Origin of the sequence: Herbaspirillum chlorophenolicum (assembly GCF_001189955.1) — a bacterium.
Classification (GTDB): domain Bacteria; phylum Pseudomonadota; class Gammaproteobacteria; order Burkholderiales; family Burkholderiaceae_D; genus Herbaspirillum; species Herbaspirillum chlorophenolicum.
The window spans coordinates 1-23,632 of the sequence record NZ_LFLT01000051.1 but is presented as its reverse complement, the minus strand read 5'-3'; the positions used below and the strand labels follow the sequence as shown (position 1 = coordinate 23,632).

The window sequence follows — 23,632 nt, the reverse complement described above, 5'->3', positions numbered from 1 at the left end:
CCGAGACCGTGAACAGGTCCTAAGCGCCATGCATGAGTAGTCTTGAGCCGTCGGACTTGATGCCGGCGCGGAGGGAACCAAACGGTTCTTTCTGCGCCGGCTTTTTTTATTTGCCGAGCAGCAGGTAGTAGGTGGGGTTGTCTTCGCAGGCGCCGGCGCCGCATTCGAGCACCGTCGAGGCCAGGTTGCCGGCCACCAGCAGCAGGAAGAGAATGCAGGCCAATTTGCCGCCGGCCGATTTCCACGCCGGGAAGCGGGTCGGCATTTCCCAGCTCTTGAGCATCAGCAGCGCCGCGATACCGGCCACTGCCGCCAATGAAGCCAGCGCGGCCAGCGTATAGAAATGCAGGCCCATGAAGGTAGAACCGTAGCCGGCGTCGCCCGGCGCGATGTGCAGCAATACCTGGCGCAGCGCGACGATGCCGGTGACCAGTGCGCCGGCCAGCGCGACGCCGTAGTGCGCGCTCCTGACGCCGAAGCGCACGTTCATCATCAGGCCGATGCCGGTCAGGATCAGGCCGGCGCGCTGCAGCAGGCACAGGGGGCAGGGGAGTTCTTTCAGGGACAGCTGATAATAAAAGGCGATGCCCAGCGAGGCACAAACAGCCAGCAGCCCCAGCACGTTCAGTATGTTGCCGCCGGAAGTGGCGCGGTCGCGTGAAGACGACAGGATGGGTTGGTTCATGGCGGCCGGCCTCAGAAGGAAAGGTTGAGCGGGCTGGTCGCGTGGAAGCTGAACCAATACAGCGTCACACACAGTGCGCATAGCCACATTGCGAAACTGAACGTCCTCCAGCCGATCACGATGCCGATCACGGCCAGCAGCGCCAGCAGGAAGGGAAGGTACATGAACATGGGGAATGCCTTTGTTTTGATTGTTGTCTATGGGGCGGTTTGTTTGTGCGCGATGATAGCGTAAAGATGGCCGTTGGCAGGTGATAAGCTGCAGTCTTTTCAGGGCGGGACCTGATTTTTCCGGGAGAAGAAGGCGTCTTCTTGTCATACCGATAATCAAACCGGCCGGCCTGGAACGAGCCGGCGACATGGGCGCACCTATGTGTTCGCCGTGTCCTGAACCATCAAATAGAAACGAGAAGAGGAGAGGCAAATGCAGCAAACAGGCGGCACACGAGGCACAGGTGGGATCAAGCGGATTGCCGTGGTCGGCACCGGCGTGATCGGCGCCAGTTGGGTCGCGTATTTCCTGGCTCAGGGCCTGGACGTATCGGCCACCGACCCCATGCCCGACGCCGAACAGAAATTGCGCGAGGCCGTCGCGCGCCATTGGCCCAGCCTGGAAACGCTGGGCCTGGCGCCGGGCGCATCGGTTTCCCGCCTGCGTTTTTTCGAGAAGCTGGAAGATGCGCTGCAAGGCGCCGATTTCGTGCAGGAAAACGGGCCCGAGCGCGAAGACCTGAAGACCGACCTGTTCCGGCGCATGGATGCCGCCCTGCCGGCGCAGGTGATCCTGGCGTCGAGCTCATCGGGCCTGCTGATGAGCAAGGTGCAGGCGGCTTGCCGCCATCCCGAGCGCGTGGTGCTGGGCCATCCCTTCAACCCGCCGCACCTGATCCCGCTGGTGGAAGTCATCGGCGGCCAACTGACCTCGCCGGAAGCGGTGCAAGGCGCTATCGATTTCTACGCCGCCATCGGCAAGAAGCCGATCCATGTACGCAAGGAGGTCAAGGGCCATATCGCCAATCGCCTGCAGGCGGCATTGTGGCGCGAAGCCTTCCACCTGGTGGAGCAGGGCGTGGCCAGCACCGAGGATATCGACACCGCGATTGCCTATGGCCCGGGATTGCGCTGGGCGCTGATGGGGCCTTACCTGAACCTGCACATGTCCGGCGGCGAGGGCGGCATCAAGCACATGCTGGACCATCTGGGGCCGCCGATCGAGAGCTGGTGGGCGGACCTGGGGACGCCGGCGATCACCGACGGGCTGAAGGAAATCCTGCGCGCGGGCGTGGAACAGCAGATGCAGGGGATGACGTCGGCGGAGGTAGCGGCGGAGCGGGACCGGCTGCTGGTGAAATTGCTGGCGTCCAAGGCGGAGTCCAAAGTGCTGCCTTGATGGGGCCACAGGTTTCAATCCAAACGCCGTTGTCCTGACGAAAGTCAGGACAACGGCGTTCGGCAACCCGCCATCCTCATTTCCCCTTGCGCCTGCTCGGCGCCATCTCCCGCATCAATGCGATGAAGCGCTGCGCCCCCAGCCCCAGCGGCTTGTCCTTGTTCCACACCACGTCCACCCACAGCCGCAACTGATTGCTGATGTTGTCGAAATCGATGGCGATCAGCGCGCCCGAGTCGATTTGCGCCTGCACCAGGCTGTGCGGCAGGTAGGCCCAGCCAAGCCCCTCGCGCACCAGCGACAGCGTAGCCAGGTGGTTGTCGGTGCGCCAGATCTGGCGCGCGAGGAAAAAGCGCGGGTCGGAGACGCTGGCGTCGCGGCTGGCCACGGCGATCTGGCGGATATCGTACAGGTCTTCGTAGCGCAGCTTGCGTTTCTTGGTCTTCAATGCCGGATGCTGCGGCGAGATCACCGCCACCAGCATTTCGCTGCTGAATTCCTGGAAAGCTTCGCGGTCGTTGCCGGCGTGGCGCTCGAATACCACTGCCAGTTGCGCGCAGTCTTCATACAGCATGCGCATGGCATCGGCTTGCGGCGAAGACAGGACTTCCACTTCCAGCGAGGGAAACTCCTCGGCCAGCACCGCCAGCGGCTTGGCCCAGGGTACCGACAACAGTTCGGGAGCGACGGCCAGCGTCAGCTTGCGTTCCAGCCCCTGGTGCATGGCCAGCGCATGGGCGTCGAGCTGGCGCAGGGTGCTGGCCAGCAGGCGCGCGTCCGGCTCCAGCGCGCGCGCCATGTCGGTGGGACGGGCGTCGCGCGCGGTGCGGTCGAACAGCACTAGGTCCAGTTCGGCCTCCAGTTGGCTGATGGCCATGCTGACTGCCGAAGGCACGCGCCCCAGCATGCGCGCCGCGGCCGAGAAGGAGCCGCCGTCGAGCACCGCCAGGAAGACTTTCACATTGTCGCTGGAGAAGGCCATGTTGTCTCTTTATCTATCAATAAAATTGAAAGAAGCTGACTTCTTCTATCAGTAATTAAACCATAGAATTCTTCTTGTACCCAAGGCCGTTCCATATGTCGTGGCTGGCGGCCTGCAATCCAATCAGGAGAATTACCATGCAAGGTTTCAAACGCAAATTCGTCTACGCTTGTACGTTCGAGCTGCTGGCGATCGGTTTCACCACCTTCGGCCTGGCGGTGATCGCCGGCCATGACGGCGCCCATTCGACCGCGGCGGCAGTGGCTTCGTCGACCGTCGCCTTCATCTGGAACTTCATCTTCAACGGCATCTTCGAGCGCTGGGAAGCGCGCCAGGCCAAGCGCGGCCGCAGCGTCGGCCGCCGTATCGCGCATGCCCTCGGGTTCGAGGGCGGGCTGGTGCTGATGCTGGTGCCGTTGTTCGCCTGGTGGCTGGGTATCGGCCTGTGGGATGCCTTCGTGCTGGATCTGGGCCTGATCGTATTCTTCATGGTCTACACCTACCTGTTCAACCTCGCTTTCGACAAGGTGTTCGGCTTGCCGAGCTCGGCCATGCCGGTTCCCCAGAACTGATCCGAAGCCTGCTCCGGAAGATAACGCAGCACGCGGTTGAATGCGGGAGCCCCTGCTGGCGGCAGGGATAAGTCTTCCGCATTTCCCTCTAGAATTGAATCTTTTAGTCCTTTGGGCTGAGCCCAAAAGCGTCCATCGCCACCCACCCGGCAGCCTCCGAACCCGGCCAACTCCACGGCCGGGACATTCAATATCACGGAGCAATGCCATGCCTTATACCCTGCCAGCCCTTCCCTATGCCTACGATGCGCTTGAGCCGCACATCGATGCGCAGACCATGGAAATCCACTACACCAAGCATCACCAGACCTACGTCAACAACCTCAACGCCGCCGTGGCCGGCACCGAATGGGAAAGGCTGACGGTGGAGGAACTGGTCTCGCGCGTCAAGGAGGTGCCGGACAACATCCGTGCCGCCGTGGTCAACCAGGGTGGCGGCCATGCCAACCATGCGCTGTTCTGGACGGTGATGGCGCCGGGCGGCGGCGGCAAGCCGGACGGCAGATTGGCCGCCGCCATCGATGCCGAGCTGGGTGGTTTCGACGCCTTCAAGGAAGCCTTCACCAAGGCCGCGGTGTCGCGTTTCGGCAGCGGCTGGGCCTGGCTGTCGGTGACGCCGCAAAAGAACCTGGTGGTCGAAAGCAGCGGCAACCAGGACAGCCCGCTGATGGGCGGCAACACTCCCATCCTCGGCCTGGACGTGTGGGAACATGCCTACTACCTGCGCTACCAGAACCGCCGGCCGGAATATATCGGCGCTTTCTACAACGTCGTCAACTGGCCGGAAGTGGCACGCCGTTATGCGGCTGCTATCGGTTAACATGATCCCGATCCAATGAAATTGGCGAAAACGGGATTTGGCATTGAATTCATCCCGTTTGACGCCGCCATCCCTGCCATCCCCACTACCCAGCCAAGCTGCCAGGAGCCGCCATGTACGTACCCGCCCACTTCGACGAACCGCGCACCGAAGTCCTGCACCAGATGATCGCCAGTTCTCCGTTCGGCGTGCTGGTCTCGCATGGCGCCGGCGGGCTGGACGCCAACCATCTGCCGTTCCACCTCGACCCGGCGCAGGGCGCGCTGGGTACGCTGCATGCCCACGTGGCGCGCGCCAATCCACTGTGGCGCGAATTGGCCGACGGCGACGAGGTGATGGTGATCTTTTCAGGCGGCGACGCCTATGTCTCGCCAAGCTGGTATCCCAGCAAGCATGAGGCGCACAAGCAGGTGCCGACCTGGAACTATATGGTGGTGCATGCCCACGGCCGCATCGTCATCCGCGACGACGAGCGCTATGTGCGCGGCGTGGTGGCGCGGCTGACGCGTACCCACGAGGCGGCGCAGCCGGCGTCGTGGAAGATGTCGGACGCGCCGGCCGATTTCATCGACACGATGCTCAAGGCCATCGTCGGCATCGAAATCGAAATCACCCGCCTGGCCGGCAAGCGCAAGCTCAGCCAGAACAAGGAAGTGCGCGATATCCGCGGCGCCGGCGAGGCGCTCAAGGCCAATGGCAGCCACGTCGTGGGCGATGCGATGCTGGCCGAAGCAGTGGCCAAGGAAAAATAAATCCGTTGACGCCCCCTTCGCCATGCAACGTGGCGAACAGTACCGGGTTCGGGGGGGCGGTAACGCCGCCGGCCCGGCGTCCTCTTGCCTTGGATGGACAGGGGCAATGCTGCGATGTTGATTCCATTTCCGCACAAACTGATGACGATTAATCGTTTGCCAACACCCCCCGGCGAACACAATAATTTTTCATCAATGGAAACGGAAGCCACATTCCCGAGGAGACAGCATGGCGCAGCGCTATCAGCTTTTTATCAACAACGAATGGGTCGATCCCCTGTCGGGCCAGTGGTTCGATTCGCTCGACCCGTTCAGCGGCGAAGCCTGGGCGCAGATCCCGCGCGCCAACAAGGATGACGTCGAGCGCGCCGTGGAGGCGGCCACAGCCGCCATGCAGGGGCCGTGGGGCAAGATGTCGGCCACCGACCGCGGCCTCTTGCTGCACAAGCTGGGCCAACTGATCGAGCAGCACGCCGAGACGCTGACGCTGGCCGAGAGCCGCGACAACGGCAAGCTGAAGAGCGAAGTCGGCGGCCAGGTCAGGTACATGGCCAAGTACTTCTACTACTACGGCGGCCTGGCCGATAAGGTACAGGGAGCGGTGATCCCGATGGACAAGCCCAAGGTGTTCAACTACACCAAGTACGAGCCGGTCGGCGTCGTCGCCACCATCACGCCGTGGAACTCCTCGCTGCTGCTGACGGCATGGAAGGTGGCGCCGGCGCTGGCGGCCGGCAACACGGTGGTGGCCAAGCCGTCGGAACATACTTCGGTATCGCTGTTTGAGCTGGCCAGGTTGTTCGTCGAAGCCGGTTTCCCGCCGGGCGTGTTCAACGTGCTGACCGGCTTCGGCCATGAAGTGGGCGAGCCGCTGGTGACGCACCCCAAGGTGCCGCGCATCGCCTTCACCGGCGGCGACGAGGGCGGGCGCAAGGTCAACGTGCTGGGCGCGCAGCATTTCAAGCGCGTTTCGCTGGAGCTGGGCGGCAAGTCGCCGCACATCATCTTCGACGACGCCGACCTGGCGCGCGCGGCCAACGGCGTGATCACAGGCATCTTCTCGGCCGGCGGCCAGACCTGCATGGCCGGTTCGCGCCTGCTGCTGCAGGAGAGCATCCACGACGAATTCGTCGAGCGCCTGGTGGCCATCGCCAGCAAGGCCAAGCTCGGCGACCCCACCCGTTCCGATGTGCAGGTCGGCCCGGTGGCCACGCGACCGCAGTTCGAGAAAATCATGGATTACATCGGCATCGCCAAGAACGAAGGCGCGCGCTGCGTGTTCGGCGGCAACGCGCGTACCGGCGAAGGCTTCGGCTGCGGCCAGTTCGTCGAGCCGACCATCTTCGTGGATGTGGACAACGGCATGCGCATTGCGCAGGAAGAAGTGTTCGGCCCGGTGCTGTCCATCATCCGCTTCAAGGACGAGGAAGACGCCATCCGCATCGCCAACGACATCCGCTTCGGCCTGGCGGCCGGCGTATGGACCAGGAGCCTGCATCGCGCCATGCTCATGTCCGATAAGATCAAGGCCGGGACGGTGTGGGTCAACAACTATCGCTCCACCAGTTTCACGACGCCCTTCGGCGGCTACAAGGACAGCGGCATGGGACGCGAGGGAGGCATGGAGGCCATCAAGGAATATCTTGAGACCAAGAGCGTATGGATCTCCACCGACCTCGACATGCCGGACCCTTTCATTCGCAAGTATTGACCCGGCGGCGGATGCCGCGCCTATCGACAAGATCACGCCGGCTAATTGCCAGGCGTACGGAGACTGAGGAGACAAGATGAATGCGCAGACGGATACGCTGCCTGCCTGTGATGTGCTGGTCATCGGCTGCGGCATCTCGGGTTTGTCGGCGGCGGTGTCGGCCCGCGCCGCCGGCGCCCGCGTACTGGTGCTGGAACGCGCGGTGAAGGAAAAATTCGGCGGCAACACGCGCTGGACCGAATCCTATTTCCGCATGAAGAACGAGCACGAGGTCAGCGATGACTTCGAAGAGCGCCTGATCGCCAACGCCGGCTACAACCTCGACCCGCACATCATCGGCGAGGTCGGCGCGGACTACGAGAACTGGCCCTCCTACGTCAGGGCGCACGGCATGACCGATCCCGAGCTGGTGTCGACGCTGGCGCAGCAGGCCGGGCCCACGGTGCAATGGCTCAAGACCTTCGGCATTCGCTTCAGCAACATGCCGACCTATTTCCTGACTGCCGCGGCGCCGCGCATGATGCCGGCCGGCGGCGGCCTGGCGATGATCGAGGCGCTGCGTGCGCACGCCGAGAAGATCGGCGTGCATATCAGCTACCAGACCACCGCCAACGCCATGCGGCGCGAGGATGATGGTTTTGCCGTCGACGTGGTGTGCGAGGCCGGCCGCCGGCAGGCCATCCGTACGCGCAACGTGGTGATCGCCTCCGGCGGTTTCGAGGGCAATGCCGAGATGCTCACCCGCTACTTGGGCAGCAGCGCCAGATACGTGCGGCCGGTGGCGCCGGGCGGTTACTTCAATCGCGGCGAAGGCATTCGCATGGCGCTGGAAAACGGTGCCGCGCCGGCCGGCGACTTCGGCTCCTACCACGCCGAACCGCTCGATCCGCGTTCGACGGCGGCCGAGGCGCTGGTGATGAATTTCCCTTACGGCATCCTGGTCAACAAGCGCGGCAAGCGCTTCACCGATGAGGCGCCCGGTCCGGTCGACATCCACTACGACCACATCTCGCGCGACATTGGCGACCAGCCTGAAGGCATCGCCTACGTGCTGTTCGACCGCAAGATGGATGACGTGCCGAACTGGAAGAAGAGCATCCGCACCGACCAGCCGCCGCTGCAGGCTGCCACGCTGGAAGAGCTGGCAGCGCTGTGCGGCATCGATGCGGCGCCGCTGTTGCGCACCGTCAATGAATACAACGCCGCCTGCGGCAAGGCCGGGGGTAAATTTTCCGCGCTGGACGTGGATGGCCTGGCCGCCGAAGGCCTGGACATCCGCAAGTCGAACTGGGCGCGCGCCATCGACCAGGGGCCGTTCTTCGCCTACCCGATCGTGCCGGGCATCTGCTTTACCTATGGCGGCATCAAGACCAACAAGTCGGCCCAGGTGGTGGACCAGGACGGGCGCGCCATTCCCGGCCTGTATGCCGCAGGCGAAGCGGCAGGGTTGTACCACCAGGTGTACACCGGCGCCACCTCGGTGATGCGCGGCGCGGTGTTCGGACGCATCGCCGGCGAGCACGCCGCCGCGCGCCAGCGCTGAACCAGGACCTGCCGGCGAGGCCGGCAGGCGGATATGCACGGAAAAACAGGCGGCATGCCGCCATTGCCACGGTCGCGTCCGCGTGCCGGGGAGGCGGCTTGCCGCCGGATAACAAGACCATCGAAGTGAGGAGACCGGAATGAAAACGAATCACGCAGGGAAGAAGCGTTTGCAGCAGGCCGCGGCCATCGCGTTGGCAGCGGCGGCAGTAGCGGGCAATGCCATGGCCCAGGATCCGAAAATGTCCGACGGCGTGGTGCGCATCGGTGTGCTGACCGACCTTTCCGGAACCTTCTCGGATTTCGCCGGCAAGGGGGCGGTGGAGGCAGTCAAGATGGCGGTGGAGGACTTCGGCGGCAAGGTCAATGGCGTGCCGATCGACGTGATCGCGGCCGACCACCTGAACAAGGCCGACATCGCCGCCTCCACCGCGCGCGAATGGATCGACCAGCGCAAGGTTGACATGATCACCGACATCTCCGGTTCGGCGACGGCGCTGGCAGTCATCAAGGTGGCCGGGGAGAAGAAGCGCATCTCCATCGTCACCGGCGGCGGCACCACGCGCGTGACCAACGAGGACTGCACGCCCTACAGCCTGCATTACAACCACGATACCGCCTCGCTGGCCAACGTCGCCGGCAAGTACATCGTCAAGCAGGGTGGCAATAGCTGGTACTTCATTACGGCCGACTATTCCTTCGGCTACTCGCTGCAGGCCGACACCACGGCCATCATCGAAGCCGCCGGCGGCAAGGTGGTGGGATCGGTCAAGCATCCCTTCAATACCTCGGATTTTTCTTCCTACCTGTTGCAGGCGCAAAGCAGCGGAGCCAAGATCATCGGCCTGGCCAATGGCGGTGCGGACACCATCAACGCCATCAAGACCGCCGCCGAGTTCGGCATGCTCAGCCCGGCCAGCAAGCAGAAATTCGCCGGCCTGCTGATGTTCATCAACGATGTTCATGCGCTGGGCTTGAAGACGGCGCAGGGCCTGTTCATCACCGAAGGTTTCTATTGGGATCTCAACGACGAGACCCGCAAGTGGTCGCAGCGTTTTTACAAACGCATGGGCAAGATGCCATCGGCCATCCAGGCCGCAGACTATTCCTCGACCATGCATTACCTCAACGCCGTCAAGGCCGCCGGCACCGACGACCCGGATGCGGTGATCAAGAAAATGAAGGAAACGCCGGTCAACGATTTTTACACCAAGAACGGCAAGATCCGCGCCGACGGCCTGCTGGTGCACGACATGTACCTGATGCAGGTGAAGACGCCGGCCGAATCGAAGGGGCCCTGGGATTACTACAACCTGCGCGCTACCGTTCCCGGCGACGATGCCTACCCGCCGCTGTCGGCCAGTACTTGCCCGTTACTGAAAAAATGACGGTTCGCAGGTAAGGTACTGGGAGGATCAGAATTTCACGCGTGCGGCTGATGCATTGTCGCTTGCCGGAAGCACCGCCAGCCGCCGGATCGCCGGGTTGGCGGTGTGTCGGCGGGTGCTAGAATAAACCGCGCTGCGTGGCCCGCAATCCGCGGGCTTCAGTTGATTCTGGATGAGCGATGAGAAGAAAAATTCCCGGCACCAGTATGCTGGAGGCGTTCGAATCGGCGGCGCGCCATCTGAGCTTCACGCGCGCCGCAGAGGAGCTGTCCTATACCGAGGGGGCGATCAGCCGCAAGATCGCCATGCTGGAAGATTACCTCGGCGTGAAGCTGTTCAGCCGCGTCAAGAAGCGCCTGCTGCTTACCGAAGCCGGCAGCAACTACAGCCTGACGGTGCGCGCCACGCTCGACCGGCTGGAAATGGAAACGACCCTGGCCATGGCGCACGACGATGGCCGCGTGGCGCTGGAACTGGCGGTGCTGCCGACCTTTGGCCTCAAGTGGCTGATGCCGCGGCTGGAGCAATTCCGCCTGCAGCATCCGCTGATCACCCTGAACGTCACCGCGCGCGAAGATCCCTTCCTGTTCTCCGAAGAAAGCTTCGATGCCGCCATTCACTTCGACCATCCGGTCTGGACCAATGCGATCAGTACCTACCTGTTTACCGAGGAGCTGGTGCCGGTGTGCAGTCCTGCACTGATCGGCGCTTTGCAATGCGCACGCCCGATGGACCTGCTTTCGCATGTGCTGTTGCACAAATCGGGACGCCCCGAGGCCTGGTCGCGCTGGTTCGAGCTGGCTGGCGTGGCCGACGTGCGGACCCTCAAGGGGCCTCGCTACAACATGCACGCAATGCTGATCGAAGCCGCGCGCGCCGGCGCCGGCATCGCCCTGGTGCCGCGCACCTATGTCGCCGACGAGATCGCCGGCGGCCAGCTCACCATCCCCTGGGAGATGCGGGTGCCGGGCGCCAAGGACTACTATTTCATCGTGCCCGAGAACAAGCACGGCAACCCCGGTGTGCAGGCGTTGCGCGACTGGCTGCGCGCCGTGTCCGAGCAATACCGCAAGGAACACGACGGCAGTTGAACCGGACCGAACGTACGTTCACCGTCAGCATGTGCGCAGTGCATCCGGCGCCGGTACAAGCCTTAAAACATTCATCGGTTTCTCTCATTGAGTGAGACTTTGTTGCTGGTGGATCGCTAGCCTAACCCCCATAATGGGTACCACCAGTTCCTAACAACAAGGAGTACGACGTGGCCAGAAAATCCATTCCCCAGGAAAGCAGGCAGGACCCCGGCTTCATTCGTGATCCAGACGGTTTCATTAACGTGCCGGTCAGCAAGGAAACCCGGGAACAGCTTCATGCGCTGAAGGTCAGCATGCAAGTCGCCAGCCAGGCCGAAGTGATCGAAAAGGCCATCGCCATCGTGAGCGCAATCGACGCCGCGGTACGCAAATGAACGCCATCCGCCTTTGCCGGCGAGATCCCGGACAGGTTCTAAAGAAGCAGGGCCGCTGAGGCGGCCTTTTCTGTAATATTCTGCGCGAATTAAAAAGCACTGAATAATATATTGGACAACTGGAGCCGCCCACGGCACCCTAGTGCTCCTTTTCGTTCGCAGCTCTGAGGAGACACCCAACATGCCTACCTACCGTTCCTATACCACCACCCAAGGCCGCAACATGGCGGGCGCCCGCGCATTGTGGCGCGCTACCGGCATGAAGGATGGCGATTTCTCCAAGCCCATCATCGCCGTGGTCAACTCGTTCACCCAGTTCGTGCCGGGCCACGTGCACCTGAAAGACCTGGGCCAGCTGGTGGCGCGCGAGATCGAGGCGGCAGGTGGCGTAGCCAAAGAATTCAACACCATCGCCGTCGATGACGGTATCGCCATGGGCCACGACGGCATGCTGTATTCGCTGCCCTCGCGCGACCTGATCGCCGACTCGGTCGAATACATGGTCAACGCCCACTGTGCGGATGCCATGGTATGCATCTCGAACTGCGACAAGATCACCCCGGGCATGCTGATGGCCGCCATGCGCATCAACATCCCCGTGATCTTCGTCTCCGGCGGCCCGATGGAAGCCGGCAAGGTCATCAAGACCGTCAATGCCGACAAGAAGGTCATCAAGCTGGACCTGGTCGACGCCATGATCCAGGCCGGCGACAAGAACATCTCCGACGCCGACGTGGCCGAAGTGGAGCGCTCGGCCTGCCCGACCTGCGGCTCCTGCTCGGGCATGTTCACCGCCAACTCGATGAACTGCCTGACCGAAGTGCTGGGCCTGTCGCTGCCGGGCAACGGCACCATCCTGGCCACCCACGCCGACCGCAAGGAGCTGTTCCTGCGCGCCGGCCGGGAGATCGTGGCGCTGGCCAAGCGCCACTACGAGCAGGACGACTACTCCATCCTGCCGCGCAACATCGCCACCAAGGAAACCTGGGAAAACGCGATGACCCTGGACGTGTCCATGGGCGGCTCGACCAACACCGTGCTGCACCTGCTGGCCGCCGCGCATGAAGCCAAGGTGGAGTTCACCATGGCCGACATCGACCGCATCTCGCGCAACGTGCCCTGCCTGTGCAAGGTCGCGCCGATGACCAACAAGTACCACATCGAAGACGTGCACCGCGCCGGCGGCATCATCGCCATCCTGGGCGAGCTGGCCCGCGCCGGCCTGCTCGACACTTCGCGCCCGACCGTGCACAGCAAGACCCTGGGCGAGGCGATCGAGAAATACGATATCCGCGTCTCCAGCGACCCGGCCGTGCACAAGCTGTTCCGCGCGGCGCCCGGCGGCGTGCCCACGCAAACCGCGTTCTCGCAGGAAGAGCGTTTCGAGACCAGCGACCTGGACCGCGCCAACGGCTGCATCCGCGACCTCGAGCACGCCTACTCCAAGGACGGCGGTCTGGCGGTCCTGTACGGCAACATCGCCGAGAAGGGCTGCATCGTGAAGACTGCCGGCGTCGATGAAAGCATCCTGAAGTTCTCCGGCACCGCACGCGTGTTCGAGAGCCAGGACGCCGCAGTGGAAGGCATCCTGGGCGACAAGGTCAAGGCCGGCGACGTGGTGATCGTGCGTTACGAAGGCCCCAAGGGCGGCCCCGGCATGCAGGAAATGCTGTACCCGACCTCGTACATCAAGTCCAAGGGCCTGGGCAAGGCATGCGCGCTGTTCACCGACGGCCGCTTCTCCGGCGGCTCCTCGGGCCTGGTGATCGGCCACGCTTCGCCGGAAGCGGCCGAAGGCGGCGCCATCGGCCTGGTGGAAGAGGGCGACATGATCGACATCGATATCCCCAACCGCACCATCAACCTGCGCATCTCCGGCGACGACCTGGCCAAGCGCCGCGCCGCCATGGAAGCGCTGGGCGACAAGGCATGGCAACCGGGCAACCGCGAACGCGTGGTGTCGCAGGCATTGCAAGCGTATGCCGCGCTGACCACTTCGGCCGACCGCGGCGCGGTGCGCGACCTGTCGCAGCTCAAGCGCTGATCGGGGAAAGCCCGATGAAAAAACCGCCAGGCTAGACTGGCGGTTTTTTTTCGCCGCTACGTCCTCGTCGGGTGCTCTTCAGCCTGCATCGCCAAGGCCATCCGGCCAGGGATATTCCAGTTGGAGCGCGACCAGGTCGGCCGTGCTGTCGCCGTAGCGGGAGGAGATGGCCGACAGCGCCCGGTCGAGATGCTTGGCGGAAGGCATGCCTGCATCAAGCCGGATGAGCCAGTCCGGCTTGTGTCGATCAGCAAGGCGCAAGCGCAAGCCGTCACGGGTGATGACCGACGATCCCGTTCCGACGGCGATGGCTTGCGAGCGATAGGTGCGCGACCACGGGTCGGCGGTCAGGGCCAGTGCGATGCCATCGGCGCCGTCATCGACCGGTATGCCCACCGTTTCGTGCCTCCATAAGGCGGCGCCGTTGGAAACCACGCGCCAGATGCGGCTGGCGTTCAAACGGTAACGGTCGCTGCGATGGGCGTCCCCATAGTCGGCGATGCCCATGCGGCCGGCCAGTTCCCGTGCCGGCCGGGAGCCTCCAATGGCTTCCACCAAGGCAAGAGAGACGGGCAGGGAAGCGGTTACTCCGGTGGTCGTCACAATGCCGCCGTCGATGACGTAGCGGCGGTGCGGCGTCCAGCGCATCGTGGGGTAGGCCAAGCGCAAGGAGTCGGCGGCGTACCAGTGTGTAGTGGCCTTCCTGCCATCCAGCAATCCCGCGCGGCCGAGGACTTTGGCGCCTTCGCAGATTCCCACGACGACCGCATGCGAACCGGCCTGGCGTTTGAGCCAATCGATCACCGGGCCGCTACTTTCGTCGTGATGGAAGGCAGGTACAATCACATAGTCCGCGCCATCGGGATGGGCGCGGTCGAAGGCGTCGAGCGTTTGCTGGGTGGCGATTGTCAATGCGGGCATCAATGCAATGTCTCCGGACTCCGGCGCCACCACGACTACGTCAACCAGGCCCGAGCGCGTCAGGACTGCTTGAGGAATCATGAGGTCGGTGGTTTCCGTCCCGCGGTTGTCGGCGACAATCGCGACCAGCGGCCGTACGCGCTTCGGCGGACGTGGCATGGAAGGGGAGGGCGCATCGCCCTTCCCATGCGCCGCCGCTGCCGCTGTTGTACATCGGCCGGCCGGTATCACGGCAACGGCTGCCATCCCCAACAAAAAACGCCTTCTTTCCATGTCGTCCCTGTTAAACAATTGCGATAGCCGTATCGTAGGCTGGCGAGGCATCGATCACCATGACAGAGAAGCCTGATTTTCTGCCATCCGCATCTCGCCGCAACCCGCCCCGCCAAATTGTCTTCATTGCCTTTGACGGGGCCGAGCCGCTGGACTTGGCCGGCCCGATCGGAGTCTTCTCGCGCGCCGAGGAGCAGGTTCCCGGCACCTATGACATCCGTGTGGCATCCATCGACGGCGCCCCCATCAAGACGCGTTCGCCACTGACATTGGGCGGCATCGAGCCCTTGTCGGGCATTGCCGGAAATATCGATACGCTGCTGGTCGCCGGTGGGAACGAACAGGCCATCCGCCGCGCCGCGACGGATCCGGCACTGGTTGCCTGGCTGGCTACGCATGCCAAGTCCGCGCGCCGCGTCGGCAGTATCTGTACCGGCGCTTTTGTGCTTGGCGCTGCCGGTTTGCTGGATGGGCGCGCAGTCACGACGCATTGGGCGGCAATTTCCGCGCTCAAGGAATACTTTCCGCAGGCGCGGGTGGAGCCGGACGCGATCTATCGCATCGATGGGCGGATTTGTACTTCGGCAGGCGTGACGGCCGGTATCGACCTGGCCTTGGCGCTGGTGAAGGCCGACCTCGGCCACGCGGTCGCCGCGGCTATCGCACGCGATCTCGTCCTGTTCCTGCATCGGCCGGGAGGACAGCGGCAATTCAGTTCGACCTTGGAAGCACAGGCTGCCGAAAGCGATCTGTTCTCCGAATTGCTGGTGTGGATGCTGGAGCATCCACAAGCCGACCTGAGCGTTCCCGCGCTTGCCGACCGCGCCGCCATGAGCCCGCGCAATTTCGCGCGCCGGTTCTTGCAAGAGGTCGGCAAGACTCCGGCGCGCCATGTGCTGCAGATACGCCTCGACCATGCCTGCCGCCATTTGGAAAAGACCGCATGGACGATTGATCGTGTGGCAGAGAGAAGCGGATTGAAAACGGCGGACACGATGCACCGCGTCTTCCGCCAGGAGCTGGGATTGACGCCCTCGGAATATCGGTCGCGTTTCGCTGCGGGTTCTTAGCGCTTTGGCGATATGGAGCGGTACGCAATGGGAAAATGAAAAGCGGCCGCAGGCCTCATCTCCCAAGCGGCGATTTAAAATGGGTCATCCTTTTCGGACCATCGAAAAACAGAAATATCAATATAATAATGATTATCATTTATAATTTCGAAGTTTTTCACGTCATCCGCCAGGTACCCCTCTTGCAGCGCGATCCTTCTCCAGGGCTGATTTCCGCACTGGTTCATCACTACGATGAACTGGTCGATCATTTGCGCCGCCGCTTCGGCGACAAGGGGTTTGCGCGCGACGTGATGCAGGATGTCTGCGTGCAATTGCTGGAACAGCCGCCGCAAACCGCGGTGCACACCCCGTTTGCTTTCTTGCGCCGCGTTTCCACTCACCTTGCGATCGACCGGTATCGTGTCGAAGAAGGCCGCCGCGCATTGGTCGAGCCGGTAGCCGACCTTCCCGATTGCGCCGCCGATGCCCCCAGCCACGAAGATCGCCTGGAAACGCATCAGAACCTTGACGTGCTGATCAATGTTATCGAGAATCTTCCGCCACGATGCCGGGAGGTTTTTATCATGCACAAGATCCACCAGATACCGCAGGCGCAGGTTGCCGGGCACCTGAACATTTCCCGGCAAATGGTGGAGAAGCATTTGCGCGTCGGTATGGCTGCATGCCGTGCAAGACTGCAAGCGGACGAAAGAAACTGATGCGCATCGAGCAGGATCAATCGGGAGATTTTCAGCCCGCCGAGCAAGCCATCGCCCGGCATCGCGATGTGCTGATGGAGCGTTTTCCCTTGCCGCCGGCCTCCGCCGCCAAGCCGCGCCGGCGTGGCAAGCTGGCGCTTGCGGCCGTGGTCGCGGCCGCAGCCGGTGTTGCCGTGCTGTGGGCCGATCCCGCCTATCGCACCGACTATCTGTCGACGCCGGTGGGGCACCAGCTGACGGCCGAGCTGGCCGACGGCAGCCGTATCGTCCTCAATACCGATACCCGCCTCGATATCGCCTGGCACTTGCGGTCGCGCCGCGTGCAGCTGCATACCGGGCAGGCCTTGTTCGATGTCGAACACAAGACGTATCGTCCTTTCACGGTGGAGGCGGGCGATACCCGCGTCACGGTGGTGGGCACCATGTTCGATGTCTGGCGCAAGCCGGAGTCGGTGCAGGTCACGGTGCTCAGGGGGCGGGTCAAGGTGCAGAGTGGCGGCGAGCCGGTCTACCTGACCGAGAACCAGCAGGTGCAGGCCGTCGGGCAGCAGGTCTCAGCCGTGGCGGCGGTCGATGCCGCCACGCAGACCGTCTGGAAAGACGGCAAGCTGATGTTCGACCGTACGCCGCTGCGCGACGCCTTGCAGGAAATGCAGCGCTACATCAGCACGCGCATTGCGCCGGTGGATGATGAGTTGGGAAGCCTGCGGGTGTCGGGTGTGTTCGATACCGCACGGGCTGACGCCATGCTCGATCTCCTGCCGGCCATCCTGCCGGTGGCCGTGGCGCGCGATGGCAGCAACGGCGTTGTCCGGATCAAGGCGCGCTAAGGATCTGTTCACGATCTCGCTCGGGGGCCGTTGTCATCTCAATTGTAAAGATAAATAAAAATATTTCTCAATACGGGTTGGGTAACCCCAGGGCTGGTTCGGCTATCTCCATGAGAGCCATTTTCAAGGAGACTACCCGTGCACCGCTTTACCCCTTCGGCATCACCGCGCCGTTCCACTTTGCTGCGCCTGAACGTCCTGGCTGCCGCCATCCTGCTGGCCGCGTCATCGTATGCCCAGACCGCCAAGGTCAATGTCGATATCCCGGCTGAGCCGCTGGACCGGGCGCTCAATGCCCTGGCGCGGCAAACCGGTATCCAGATCTTCTTCGCCAGCGGATTGGCCAAGGACCGCACCGCACCCGCGCTCAAGGGCAGCTACACCGCACGCGAGGCGCTCGACAGGCTGTTGTCCGGCAGTGGCCTGGAAGTGCGCGAACAAGCCGACAAGACCTTCACGGTGCAAGCCGCCGGCCTCTCCAAAAACGAGACCCAGCTGCCCGCTGTGACCGTCAGCGGTGAACGGGAAGAAAGCGCCTACGGCCCGGTCCAGGGGTATGTCGCCACGCGCAGCGCCACGGCGACCAAGACCGACAGCTCGATCCTGGAAACGCCGCAGTCGATCAGCGTCATCACCCGCGACCGCTACGAAGCCCAGGGCGCGCAAAGCGTGAACGAGGCCCTGCGCTATAGCGCCGCCGTCTCATCCTACGGCGCGGGGACGCGCTCGGACTGGTACACCGTGGTGCGCGGTTTCGTGCCCAGCGTTTACCTCGACGGCCTGCAACTGCCGACCACGATCAACCTCGCCAGCTGGCGCGTCGACCCTTACCAGCTGGAGCGCATCGAATTGCTGCGGGGGCCGGCTTCGGTGCTGTACGGCCAGGGCGATCCGGGCGGTACCGTCAACATGGTGTCGAAGCTGCCGACGGCGCAGCCGCTGCATGAACTCGAAATGCAGGTCGGCACCAACTCGCGCCGCCAGCTGGCGGGCGACTTCAGCGGCAAGCTGGATGAGGACGGCAAGCTGCTGTACCGCTTCACCGGCCTGGCGCGCGACAGCAACCTGCCGCTCGGCCCCTTCAAGGACCAGCGCCTGATGCTGGCGCCGTCGCTGACCTGGATGCCCGATACCGACACCACGCTGACCTTGCAACTCACCTACCTGCGCGACCGCACCAATGCGTCGGACAGTTTCCTGCCCGCATCGGGAACTATCCTGCCCAATCCCAACGGCAAGATTTCCAGCACCCTGTTCACCGGTTCGCCGGATTGGGACCACTATGTCAAAGAGCAGTACTCGGTGGGTTACCTGTTCGAACATCGCTTCAACGACACCTGGACCGTGCGCCAGAACCTGCGCTGGAGCAAAGTCAAACTGGACGACCAGATGACCTACGGCGTCGGCCTCGATCCGGCGGACGCCACGCAAAGCACCATGCTGCGCGATGCTTACCTGGCCAAGTTCGATTATTACCGGCTGGCGCTCGACAACCAGGCGCAAGCCAAATTCTCCACCGGCGCCATCGCGCATACTGCACTGGCGGGTGTGGACTTCCAGCGCCAGCGCAAAAACAGCCTGGAATACGACGTGCTGATTCCGGGATCCTTCAATCTTTATCATCCTGTCTATCCTCGCTTCGACACGTCGATCTTTGACGGCGCCACGCCGGGCAGTTCGATCGCCACGCAAGAACAGGTCGGCGTGTACCTGCAAGACCAGATCAAGTTCGACAAGCACTGGATCCTGACCGTGGGCGGCCGCAAGGACTGGACCAAGAGCGTGGTCGACGACCTGGTGGCGAACACCTCGCAATCGCAAAAGGACAGCGCCTACACCGGCCGCATCGGCTTGGTGTATCTGGACGAATCGGGGCTGGCGCCTTACGTCAGCTATTCGACATCGTTCATGCCCGAGCTTGGCCGCGATTCGTCCAACAACATGTTCAAGCCGACCACCGGCAAGCAGCTGGAAGCCGGCGTCAAATACCAGCCCGGCAGCAGCAAGACCTCGATCACCGCGTCCGTGTTCGAAATCAAGCAGCAGAACGTGACGACCGTCGACCTCAACGATCCCAGCGGCAACAGCTATGTGCAGACCGGCGAGGTCCGCTCGCGCGGTTTTGAACTGGAAGCGGTGGCGGAGATCAACCGCAACCTGAATGTGATCGCCAGCTATACCTACCAGGATGTCAAGAACACCAAGACCAACGACCCAACCACCCTGAACAAATGGCCGATCGATATTCCGCGCCCGCGCCAGATGGCGTCGCTGTGGCTGGACTACACGCTGCGCGGCGGTGCGTTATCGGGGCTGGGATTCGGAGGCGGGGTGCGTTATGTCAGCAGCAACGCCGGCTCACCGGACAACTCGCTGAGCATTCCGGGCTACGCCTTGTTCGATGCTGCGCTCCATTACGACTTGCCAAGCTGGCGCTTGTCGCTGACCGGCAGCAACCTGTTCAACCGTGACTATGTCACCGGCTGCTATTACGATGCGCGCTGCATCTATGGCAACGGCCGGCAGGTGCTGGCGACGGCGCGTTACCGCTGGTGAGGCGATGGCTTGACCTGAATGAGGCGGCTACGGCAATTGCGTAGCCGCCCCATTTAATTCATGCGTTTTAAGCCGGCAGTCCTTGCCTTCTGCGAAGCTCCAGGATGATGCCGCTATGGTCCAGTTCCCCATCACCATGTTCGACCATGTCGCCAAACAACTGGTCGGCCTGGTTGAGCATCGGCAAGGACAAGCCCACGCTGTGCGCGAAGGCGATTGCAGTGCGGGTGTCCTTGAGCTGGTATTTGGCCGGACCGCCGGGCGTGAAGTCCGAGGCGATCATGCGCAGCGCATGCTGGCGCAGGATGGTCGAGTCGGCGAAGCCGCCCAGCAGCGCCTCGCGTACCTTGGCGACGTCGGCGCCGCCATGTTCGGCCAGCAGCATGGCTTCGGAGACGCTGGCGATGTTGGCCGCCACCATCATCTGGTTCACCAGTTTGGCGAGCTGCCCGCATCCTGCCGGGCCGACATGCGTAGGCCGGCCCATCACGGCCAGCAGCGGTTGCGCGGCTTCCCAGGCCGGCGCCGCGCCGCCTGCCATGATGGCCAGCGTGGCTTCCTTCGCACCCTTTTCCCCGCCCGAGACTGGCGCATCCACATAGAGGATGCCATGTTCACCGGCAATGGCGGCTTGCCGCCGCGCCGTCTCCACCGGGATGGAACTCATCACCACCAGCAAGGTGCCGGGTTTCATCGCGGCGATGACGCCCCGTTCGCCCAGCAGCAGTTCGTCGCAGGCCGGGCCGGAACTGAGCATGCAGACCAGCGCGTCGACATCCCTGGCCGCCTCTGCCGCCGACGGCACGATGCGCGCGCCCAGCTCCGCCAGCGGCGAGGCCTTGGCCGGCGTGCGGTTCCATGCCTTCACCGCCAGCCCGGCGCGCAGCAGGTGGCCGGCCATGGGCAAGCCCATGATGCCGGTGCCGATGAAGCCGATGGTCTTCATGCGGGGCTTCCTTCCCAGTGCCGGTTCATCTGGCCGAAACGCACCGGCAACTCGCGCACCACCAGTGCCGGGAAGCCGGCCTGGAAGCGTTTGAGGTGAGGCGTTTCGAGATGGCGGTCGAAGGCGCGCCGGTCGTCGTACAGTTCGTAGAACAGCACATGGTTGGAGCCGTCGAGCCGCACCACGTCGAACCGTTGGCAGCCCGGTTCGCTGTTGACGGAATGATGGGCATCGTCATGCGCCAGCGCGAGAAAAGCCGCCATGCAGGCCGGCTTTACCTCGAACTCCGCGATGACGGCAAATGCATCTGCGTTTGCCATGCGTGCTCCTAGCGGATGTTGCCGCGCGCCTGGTTTTCCATCTCGCGGCGCAGGGCCACTACATCCAGGTCGTTGAGCAGTTCCACATCCTCGAAGCGGACCACGGTGTCCTTGGCAACGGCGCGCTTGAGTTTGACGTTATGCGCCAGGCCGATCGGCAAGGCGCCGTGGGCCAGGCTCTTGGTCGCGGGAATGGCGTTGGCCCAGACTGCGTAGCCGCCTTCGCCGTCGAGGAATTCGCCCGGCTTCAGGTCGCGCTTGGCGGTGGCCACGGCATCGCCGCGGAACTCCTTGGAGCAGCCGGTCGATTCGCCGCGCAGCACGGCCGACAGCACACTGATGCTGGTTTCCAGGCCGATCATATGGAACGGGCGCCACATCGAGCCGTACCAGCCCGACTTGTCCACCAGCAGGCCGTATTGCTTGAAGCAGGCGCGTGCATATTCGGTCGGCGCCTTGAAGGTGACGAACACGCCGTAGCGGATATTGTTGAACACTTCGCGGCCATCGGGCTCCTGGCTGGCAGCGATGTCGACCAGGCCCGAACGCGGCAGGCGGCCGCCTTCGGAAGCAGGCTTGAAGACGCCGGCCAGGTCATGCAGGCCGGTCGGCGGAAACGCCAGGCCATCGTCCGGGCAATCCAGGCCGGTGCCGTTGGCCACCGCCGCCATTTCGATCGCGGCCTTGGTGCCGTCGGTGAAGGAGTTGTACATCTTGGGGTTGAAGTCGCCCTTGGCCACTTCTTCATCGGTCCAGCCGAAATAGCCCCAGACGGTATCCGGCGTCGAGTAGCGGTAGCGCGGCTCGAAGTTCATGCCCTTGCCGGCCGAGACCAGCTCGAAGCCGCACGAGCGCACCCAGTCCACCAGTTCGCAGATGATGGCCGGCTGGTCGCCGTAGGCCATGCTGTAGACCAGTCCCTTGGCCTTGGCGCGTGCCGCCAGCAGCGGGCCGCACATGGCGTCGGCTTCGACGTTGACCATCACCACATGCTTGCCGCCATCGATGGCGGAGAGCGCATGGCGCACGCCGGCGATCGGATGGCCGGTGGCTTCGATGATGCATTCGATCTCTTCGCAGTCGGCCAGCGCAGCGGCGTTTTCCAGCACGCAGGTGGTGCCGTTCTTGACGGCTTCGCCCAGGCTCTTGGCAGCGTAGCGTTCCTTGGGCCAGCCCACGCGGTTGAGCGAGGCATGCGCCTTCTCGACATTGAGGTCGGCCACGCCGACCACGTGCATGCCTTCGATATGCTGCGCCTGGGCCAACACCATGGAGCCGAACTTACCGGCGCCGATCAGGCCGACGCGCACAGGGCGGCCGGCGGCCGCGCGCTCGCGCAGCAAGCTATACAAATTCATGTCCATTCCTTCTCGTAATGTGCGGCAGCCCGATGCGTAGAGGGGCGCCGGATGCGACTGACTCGTCAAAGCGGCAGGGATGGGATCCTTGCCGTGTCTCCTTTTTTGCGGGGCGTCTGCGGTGTGAATCGACGACACAGCCAACCCGTGCAAAAAAGTTTAATCAGCGCATCTTGTTAAAACAATTAACATTTACGATGGAAATGCTTAGTTTTTCTAATTATTTGGCGCCGGGCATGCCGGGCGGGATGAATTGCTGCGCTTGCCACTGCTTCACTTCTTCCTTGAGCCAGTCCAGGAACAGGCTGACTTTTTTCTTGCGCAGGCTGTCGACCGGGCAGACCACCCATTGCGTAGTTTGCGCCACGCGCGGAGGATGGCGTAATGGGCAAACCAGCGCGCCGTCGCGCAGCTCGCGCCACATCATGAGCGAACTTTCCAGCGCCAGGCCGATGCCGTCCGCCGCTGCATCGATGGCCATGTGGCTGCGGTCGAACAGCACGCGCCGCATCTGGTTCGGCGGGTTGAGCTTGGTGAGCGAAAACCAGTAGGGCCATTGCACCTGCGACTTCACCGACTGGATCAGGCGGTGGTGCATCAGGTCTTCCGCGGTCAGGCTGCCGGGTGCGGCGTAGTCGGGGCGGCACACCGGGAAGAACAGTTCCTCCGTCAGCCCTTCGGTGTAGAGCCCCGGCCATTGGCCGCGGCCGTGGCGGATTTCCACATCCACCGTTTCACGCGTGAAATCGGTGACCTCGTTGGTGCCGTTGAGGCGCACTTCGAGGTCGGGATTGGCATCCAGGAAACCCTTGAGCCGCGGCAGCAGCCACTTGCTCGAGAGCGTGGGCGTGGCGCGCACCGTCAGCAGGGTGACCGGCCGCAGGCCGCGGATGCTCTGGGTGGCTTCGGAGATGCGGTCGATCTCTTCGGCGATCATGGAGAAGTAGCGTTCCCCCGCCTCGGTGAGCGCCACGCCGCGCCCCACTTTCACCATCAGGGACGTGCCCAGGTGGGTCTCCAGCGCCTGGATCTGCTGGCTGACGGCCGAGGGCGTCACATTGAGCTCATCGGCAGCCGCCGAAATGCTGCCGGAGCGGGCGGCGGCGTGGAACACACTGATGGCGCGGAGGGGCAGATACATACGCTAACCCTTTAAATTTTCTAAAGATTAATGAAAAATAAATTAATTGTACTTCACCAACAAACCTTTTAAATTCAAGCTCGAACTCACCGCGGCAGCCACAGGAAGGCCTCCCGTCAGAGTTGCAGAACCTGTTTGCGGTCCCCCCGGGATTGTTCAAATG

Annotated in this window: 22 protein-coding genes; 14 read left to right on the top strand and 8 right to left on the bottom strand. The window is 63.2% G+C overall.

Annotation, left to right across the window (positions count from 1 at the left end; translation table 11 throughout):
• Positions 1-106 precede the first annotated feature (106 nt).
• Together AKL28_RS20690 and AKL28_RS24620 are read right to left on the bottom strand one after the other, a co-directional pair.
• Positions 107-685, bottom strand: coding sequence for a disulfide bond formation protein B (locus AKL28_RS20690; RefSeq protein WP_050470218.1), 579 nt, complete (start codon positions 683-685; stop codon positions 107-109).
• Positions 686-696: 11 nt separating this feature from the next.
• The gene (locus tag AKL28_RS24620; protein WP_156226422.1) at positions 697-855 is read right to left on the bottom strand and encodes a DUF5993 family protein; all 159 of its coding nucleotides are present in this window, start codon (positions 853-855) and stop codon (positions 697-699) included.
• A gap of 253 nt (positions 856-1,108) precedes the next feature.
• On the opposite strand from AKL28_RS24620, the gene AKL28_RS20685 reads away from it, so the two are divergent.
• Positions 1,109-2,074 (top strand): 3-hydroxyacyl-CoA dehydrogenase NAD-binding domain-containing protein, encoded by a 966-nt coding sequence (locus AKL28_RS20685; protein ID WP_050470217.1) that lies wholly within the window; start codon positions 1,109-1,111, stop codon positions 2,072-2,074.
• Between the two features lie 76 nt (positions 2,075-2,150).
• Here AKL28_RS20685 and AKL28_RS20680 read toward each other — a convergent pair whose 3' ends face one another.
• On the bottom strand, positions 2,151-3,056 hold the full coding sequence (locus tag AKL28_RS20680; protein WP_050470216.1) for a LysR family transcriptional regulator: 906 nt from the start codon (positions 3,054-3,056) through the stop codon (positions 2,151-2,153).
• 137 nt (positions 3,057-3,193) lie between these two features.
• On the opposite strand from AKL28_RS20680, the gene AKL28_RS20675 reads away from it, so the two are divergent.
• The 9 genes from AKL28_RS20675 to ilvD all read left to right on the top strand — a co-directional run bounded on the left by AKL28_RS20675 (position 3,194) and on the right by ilvD (position 13,353).
• A complete protein-coding gene (locus tag AKL28_RS20675; protein WP_050470214.1) occupies positions 3,194-3,628 on the top strand; it encodes a PACE efflux transporter in 435 nt (144 codons plus the stop codon).
• Between the two features lie 208 nt (positions 3,629-3,836).
• Positions 3,837-4,448 (top strand): superoxide dismutase, encoded by a 612-nt coding sequence (locus AKL28_RS20670; RefSeq protein ID WP_050470213.1) that lies wholly within the window; start codon positions 3,837-3,839, stop codon positions 4,446-4,448.
• A 113-nt stretch (positions 4,449-4,561) separates the two neighbouring features.
• Complete coding sequence (locus AKL28_RS20665) at positions 4,562-5,200, top strand: FMN-binding negative transcriptional regulator (RefSeq protein WP_050470212.1); 639 nt, start codon at positions 4,562-4,564, stop codon at positions 5,198-5,200.
• 229 nt (positions 5,201-5,429) lie between these two features.
• Entirely contained in the window at positions 5,430-6,911 is a 1,482-nt protein-coding gene (locus AKL28_RS20660) for an aldehyde dehydrogenase (protein ID WP_050470210.1), read from the top strand.
• A gap of 76 nt (positions 6,912-6,987) precedes the next feature.
• The gene (gene tcuA, locus AKL28_RS20655) at positions 6,988-8,454 is read left to right on the top strand and encodes an FAD-dependent tricarballylate dehydrogenase TcuA (protein WP_050470209.1); all 1,467 of its coding nucleotides are present in this window, start codon (positions 6,988-6,990) and stop codon (positions 8,452-8,454) included.
• 139 nt (positions 8,455-8,593) lie between these two features.
• Positions 8,594-9,841 (top strand): ABC transporter substrate-binding protein, encoded by a 1,248-nt coding sequence (locus AKL28_RS20650; protein ID WP_050470207.1) that lies wholly within the window; start codon positions 8,594-8,596, stop codon positions 9,839-9,841.
• Positions 9,842-10,020: 179 nt separating this feature from the next.
• Entirely contained in the window at positions 10,021-10,932 is a 912-nt protein-coding gene (locus AKL28_RS20645; protein ID WP_050470206.1) for a LysR substrate-binding domain-containing protein, read from the top strand.
• A 170-nt stretch (positions 10,933-11,102) separates the two neighbouring features.
• A complete protein-coding gene (locus AKL28_RS20640) occupies positions 11,103-11,309 on the top strand; it encodes a hypothetical protein (protein ID WP_050470205.1) in 207 nt (68 codons plus the stop codon).
• Between the two features lie 181 nt (positions 11,310-11,490).
• Entirely contained in the window at positions 11,491-13,353 is a 1,863-nt protein-coding gene (gene ilvD / locus AKL28_RS20635) for a dihydroxy-acid dehydratase (RefSeq protein WP_050470204.1), read from the top strand.
• 78 nt (positions 13,354-13,431) lie between these two features.
• Here ilvD and AKL28_RS20630 read toward each other — a convergent pair whose 3' ends face one another.
• Positions 13,432-14,433 (bottom strand): DJ-1/PfpI family protein, encoded by a 1,002-nt coding sequence (locus AKL28_RS20630; RefSeq protein WP_231602553.1) that lies wholly within the window; start codon positions 14,431-14,433, stop codon positions 13,432-13,434.
• A gap of 173 nt (positions 14,434-14,606) precedes the next feature.
• On the opposite strand from AKL28_RS20630, the gene AKL28_RS20625 reads away from it, so the two are divergent.
• From AKL28_RS20625 to AKL28_RS20610, 4 genes are all read left to right on the top strand, one after another.
• Positions 14,607-15,617, top strand: a complete 1,011-nt coding sequence (locus tag AKL28_RS20625) for a GlxA family transcriptional regulator (RefSeq protein WP_050470201.1) — start codon at positions 14,607-14,609, stop codon at positions 15,615-15,617.
• A gap of 128 nt (positions 15,618-15,745) precedes the next feature.
• The gene (locus tag AKL28_RS24045; protein ID WP_082221599.1) at positions 15,746-16,318 is read left to right on the top strand and encodes an RNA polymerase sigma factor; all 573 of its coding nucleotides are present in this window, start codon (positions 15,746-15,748) and stop codon (positions 16,316-16,318) included.
• A complete protein-coding gene (locus tag AKL28_RS20615) occupies positions 16,318-17,148 on the top strand; it encodes a FecR family protein (protein ID WP_050470199.1) in 831 nt (276 codons plus the stop codon). Before AKL28_RS24045 ends, AKL28_RS20615 begins: the two co-directional genes overlap by 1 nt.
• 138 nt (positions 17,149-17,286) lie before the next feature.
• On the top strand, positions 17,287-19,704 hold the full coding sequence (locus AKL28_RS20610; RefSeq protein WP_050470197.1) for a TonB-dependent siderophore receptor: 2,418 nt from the start codon (positions 17,287-17,289) through the stop codon (positions 19,702-19,704).
• Between the two features lie 67 nt (positions 19,705-19,771).
• Here the strand turns inward: AKL28_RS20610 and AKL28_RS20605 are convergent, their stop codons facing one another.
• From AKL28_RS20605 to AKL28_RS20590, 4 genes are all read right to left on the bottom strand, one after another.
• Positions 19,772-20,650, bottom strand: a complete 879-nt coding sequence (locus AKL28_RS20605; RefSeq protein WP_050470196.1) for an NAD(P)-dependent oxidoreductase — start codon at positions 20,648-20,650, stop codon at positions 19,772-19,774.
• Complete coding sequence (locus AKL28_RS20600) at positions 20,647-20,970, bottom strand: putative quinol monooxygenase (RefSeq protein WP_050470195.1); 324 nt, start codon at positions 20,968-20,970, stop codon at positions 20,647-20,649. The genes AKL28_RS20605 and AKL28_RS20600 overlap by 4 nt, the downstream gene beginning before the upstream one ends.
• Positions 20,971-20,978: 8 nt before the next feature.
• Positions 20,979-22,328, bottom strand: coding sequence for an NAD(P)H-dependent oxidoreductase (locus AKL28_RS20595; RefSeq protein WP_050470194.1), 1,350 nt, complete (start codon positions 22,326-22,328; stop codon positions 20,979-20,981).
• A 220-nt stretch (positions 22,329-22,548) separates the two neighbouring features.
• Complete coding sequence (locus AKL28_RS20590) at positions 22,549-23,469, bottom strand: LysR substrate-binding domain-containing protein (RefSeq protein WP_050470193.1); 921 nt, start codon at positions 23,467-23,469, stop codon at positions 22,549-22,551.
• Positions 23,470-23,632: the final 163 nt, after the last annotated feature.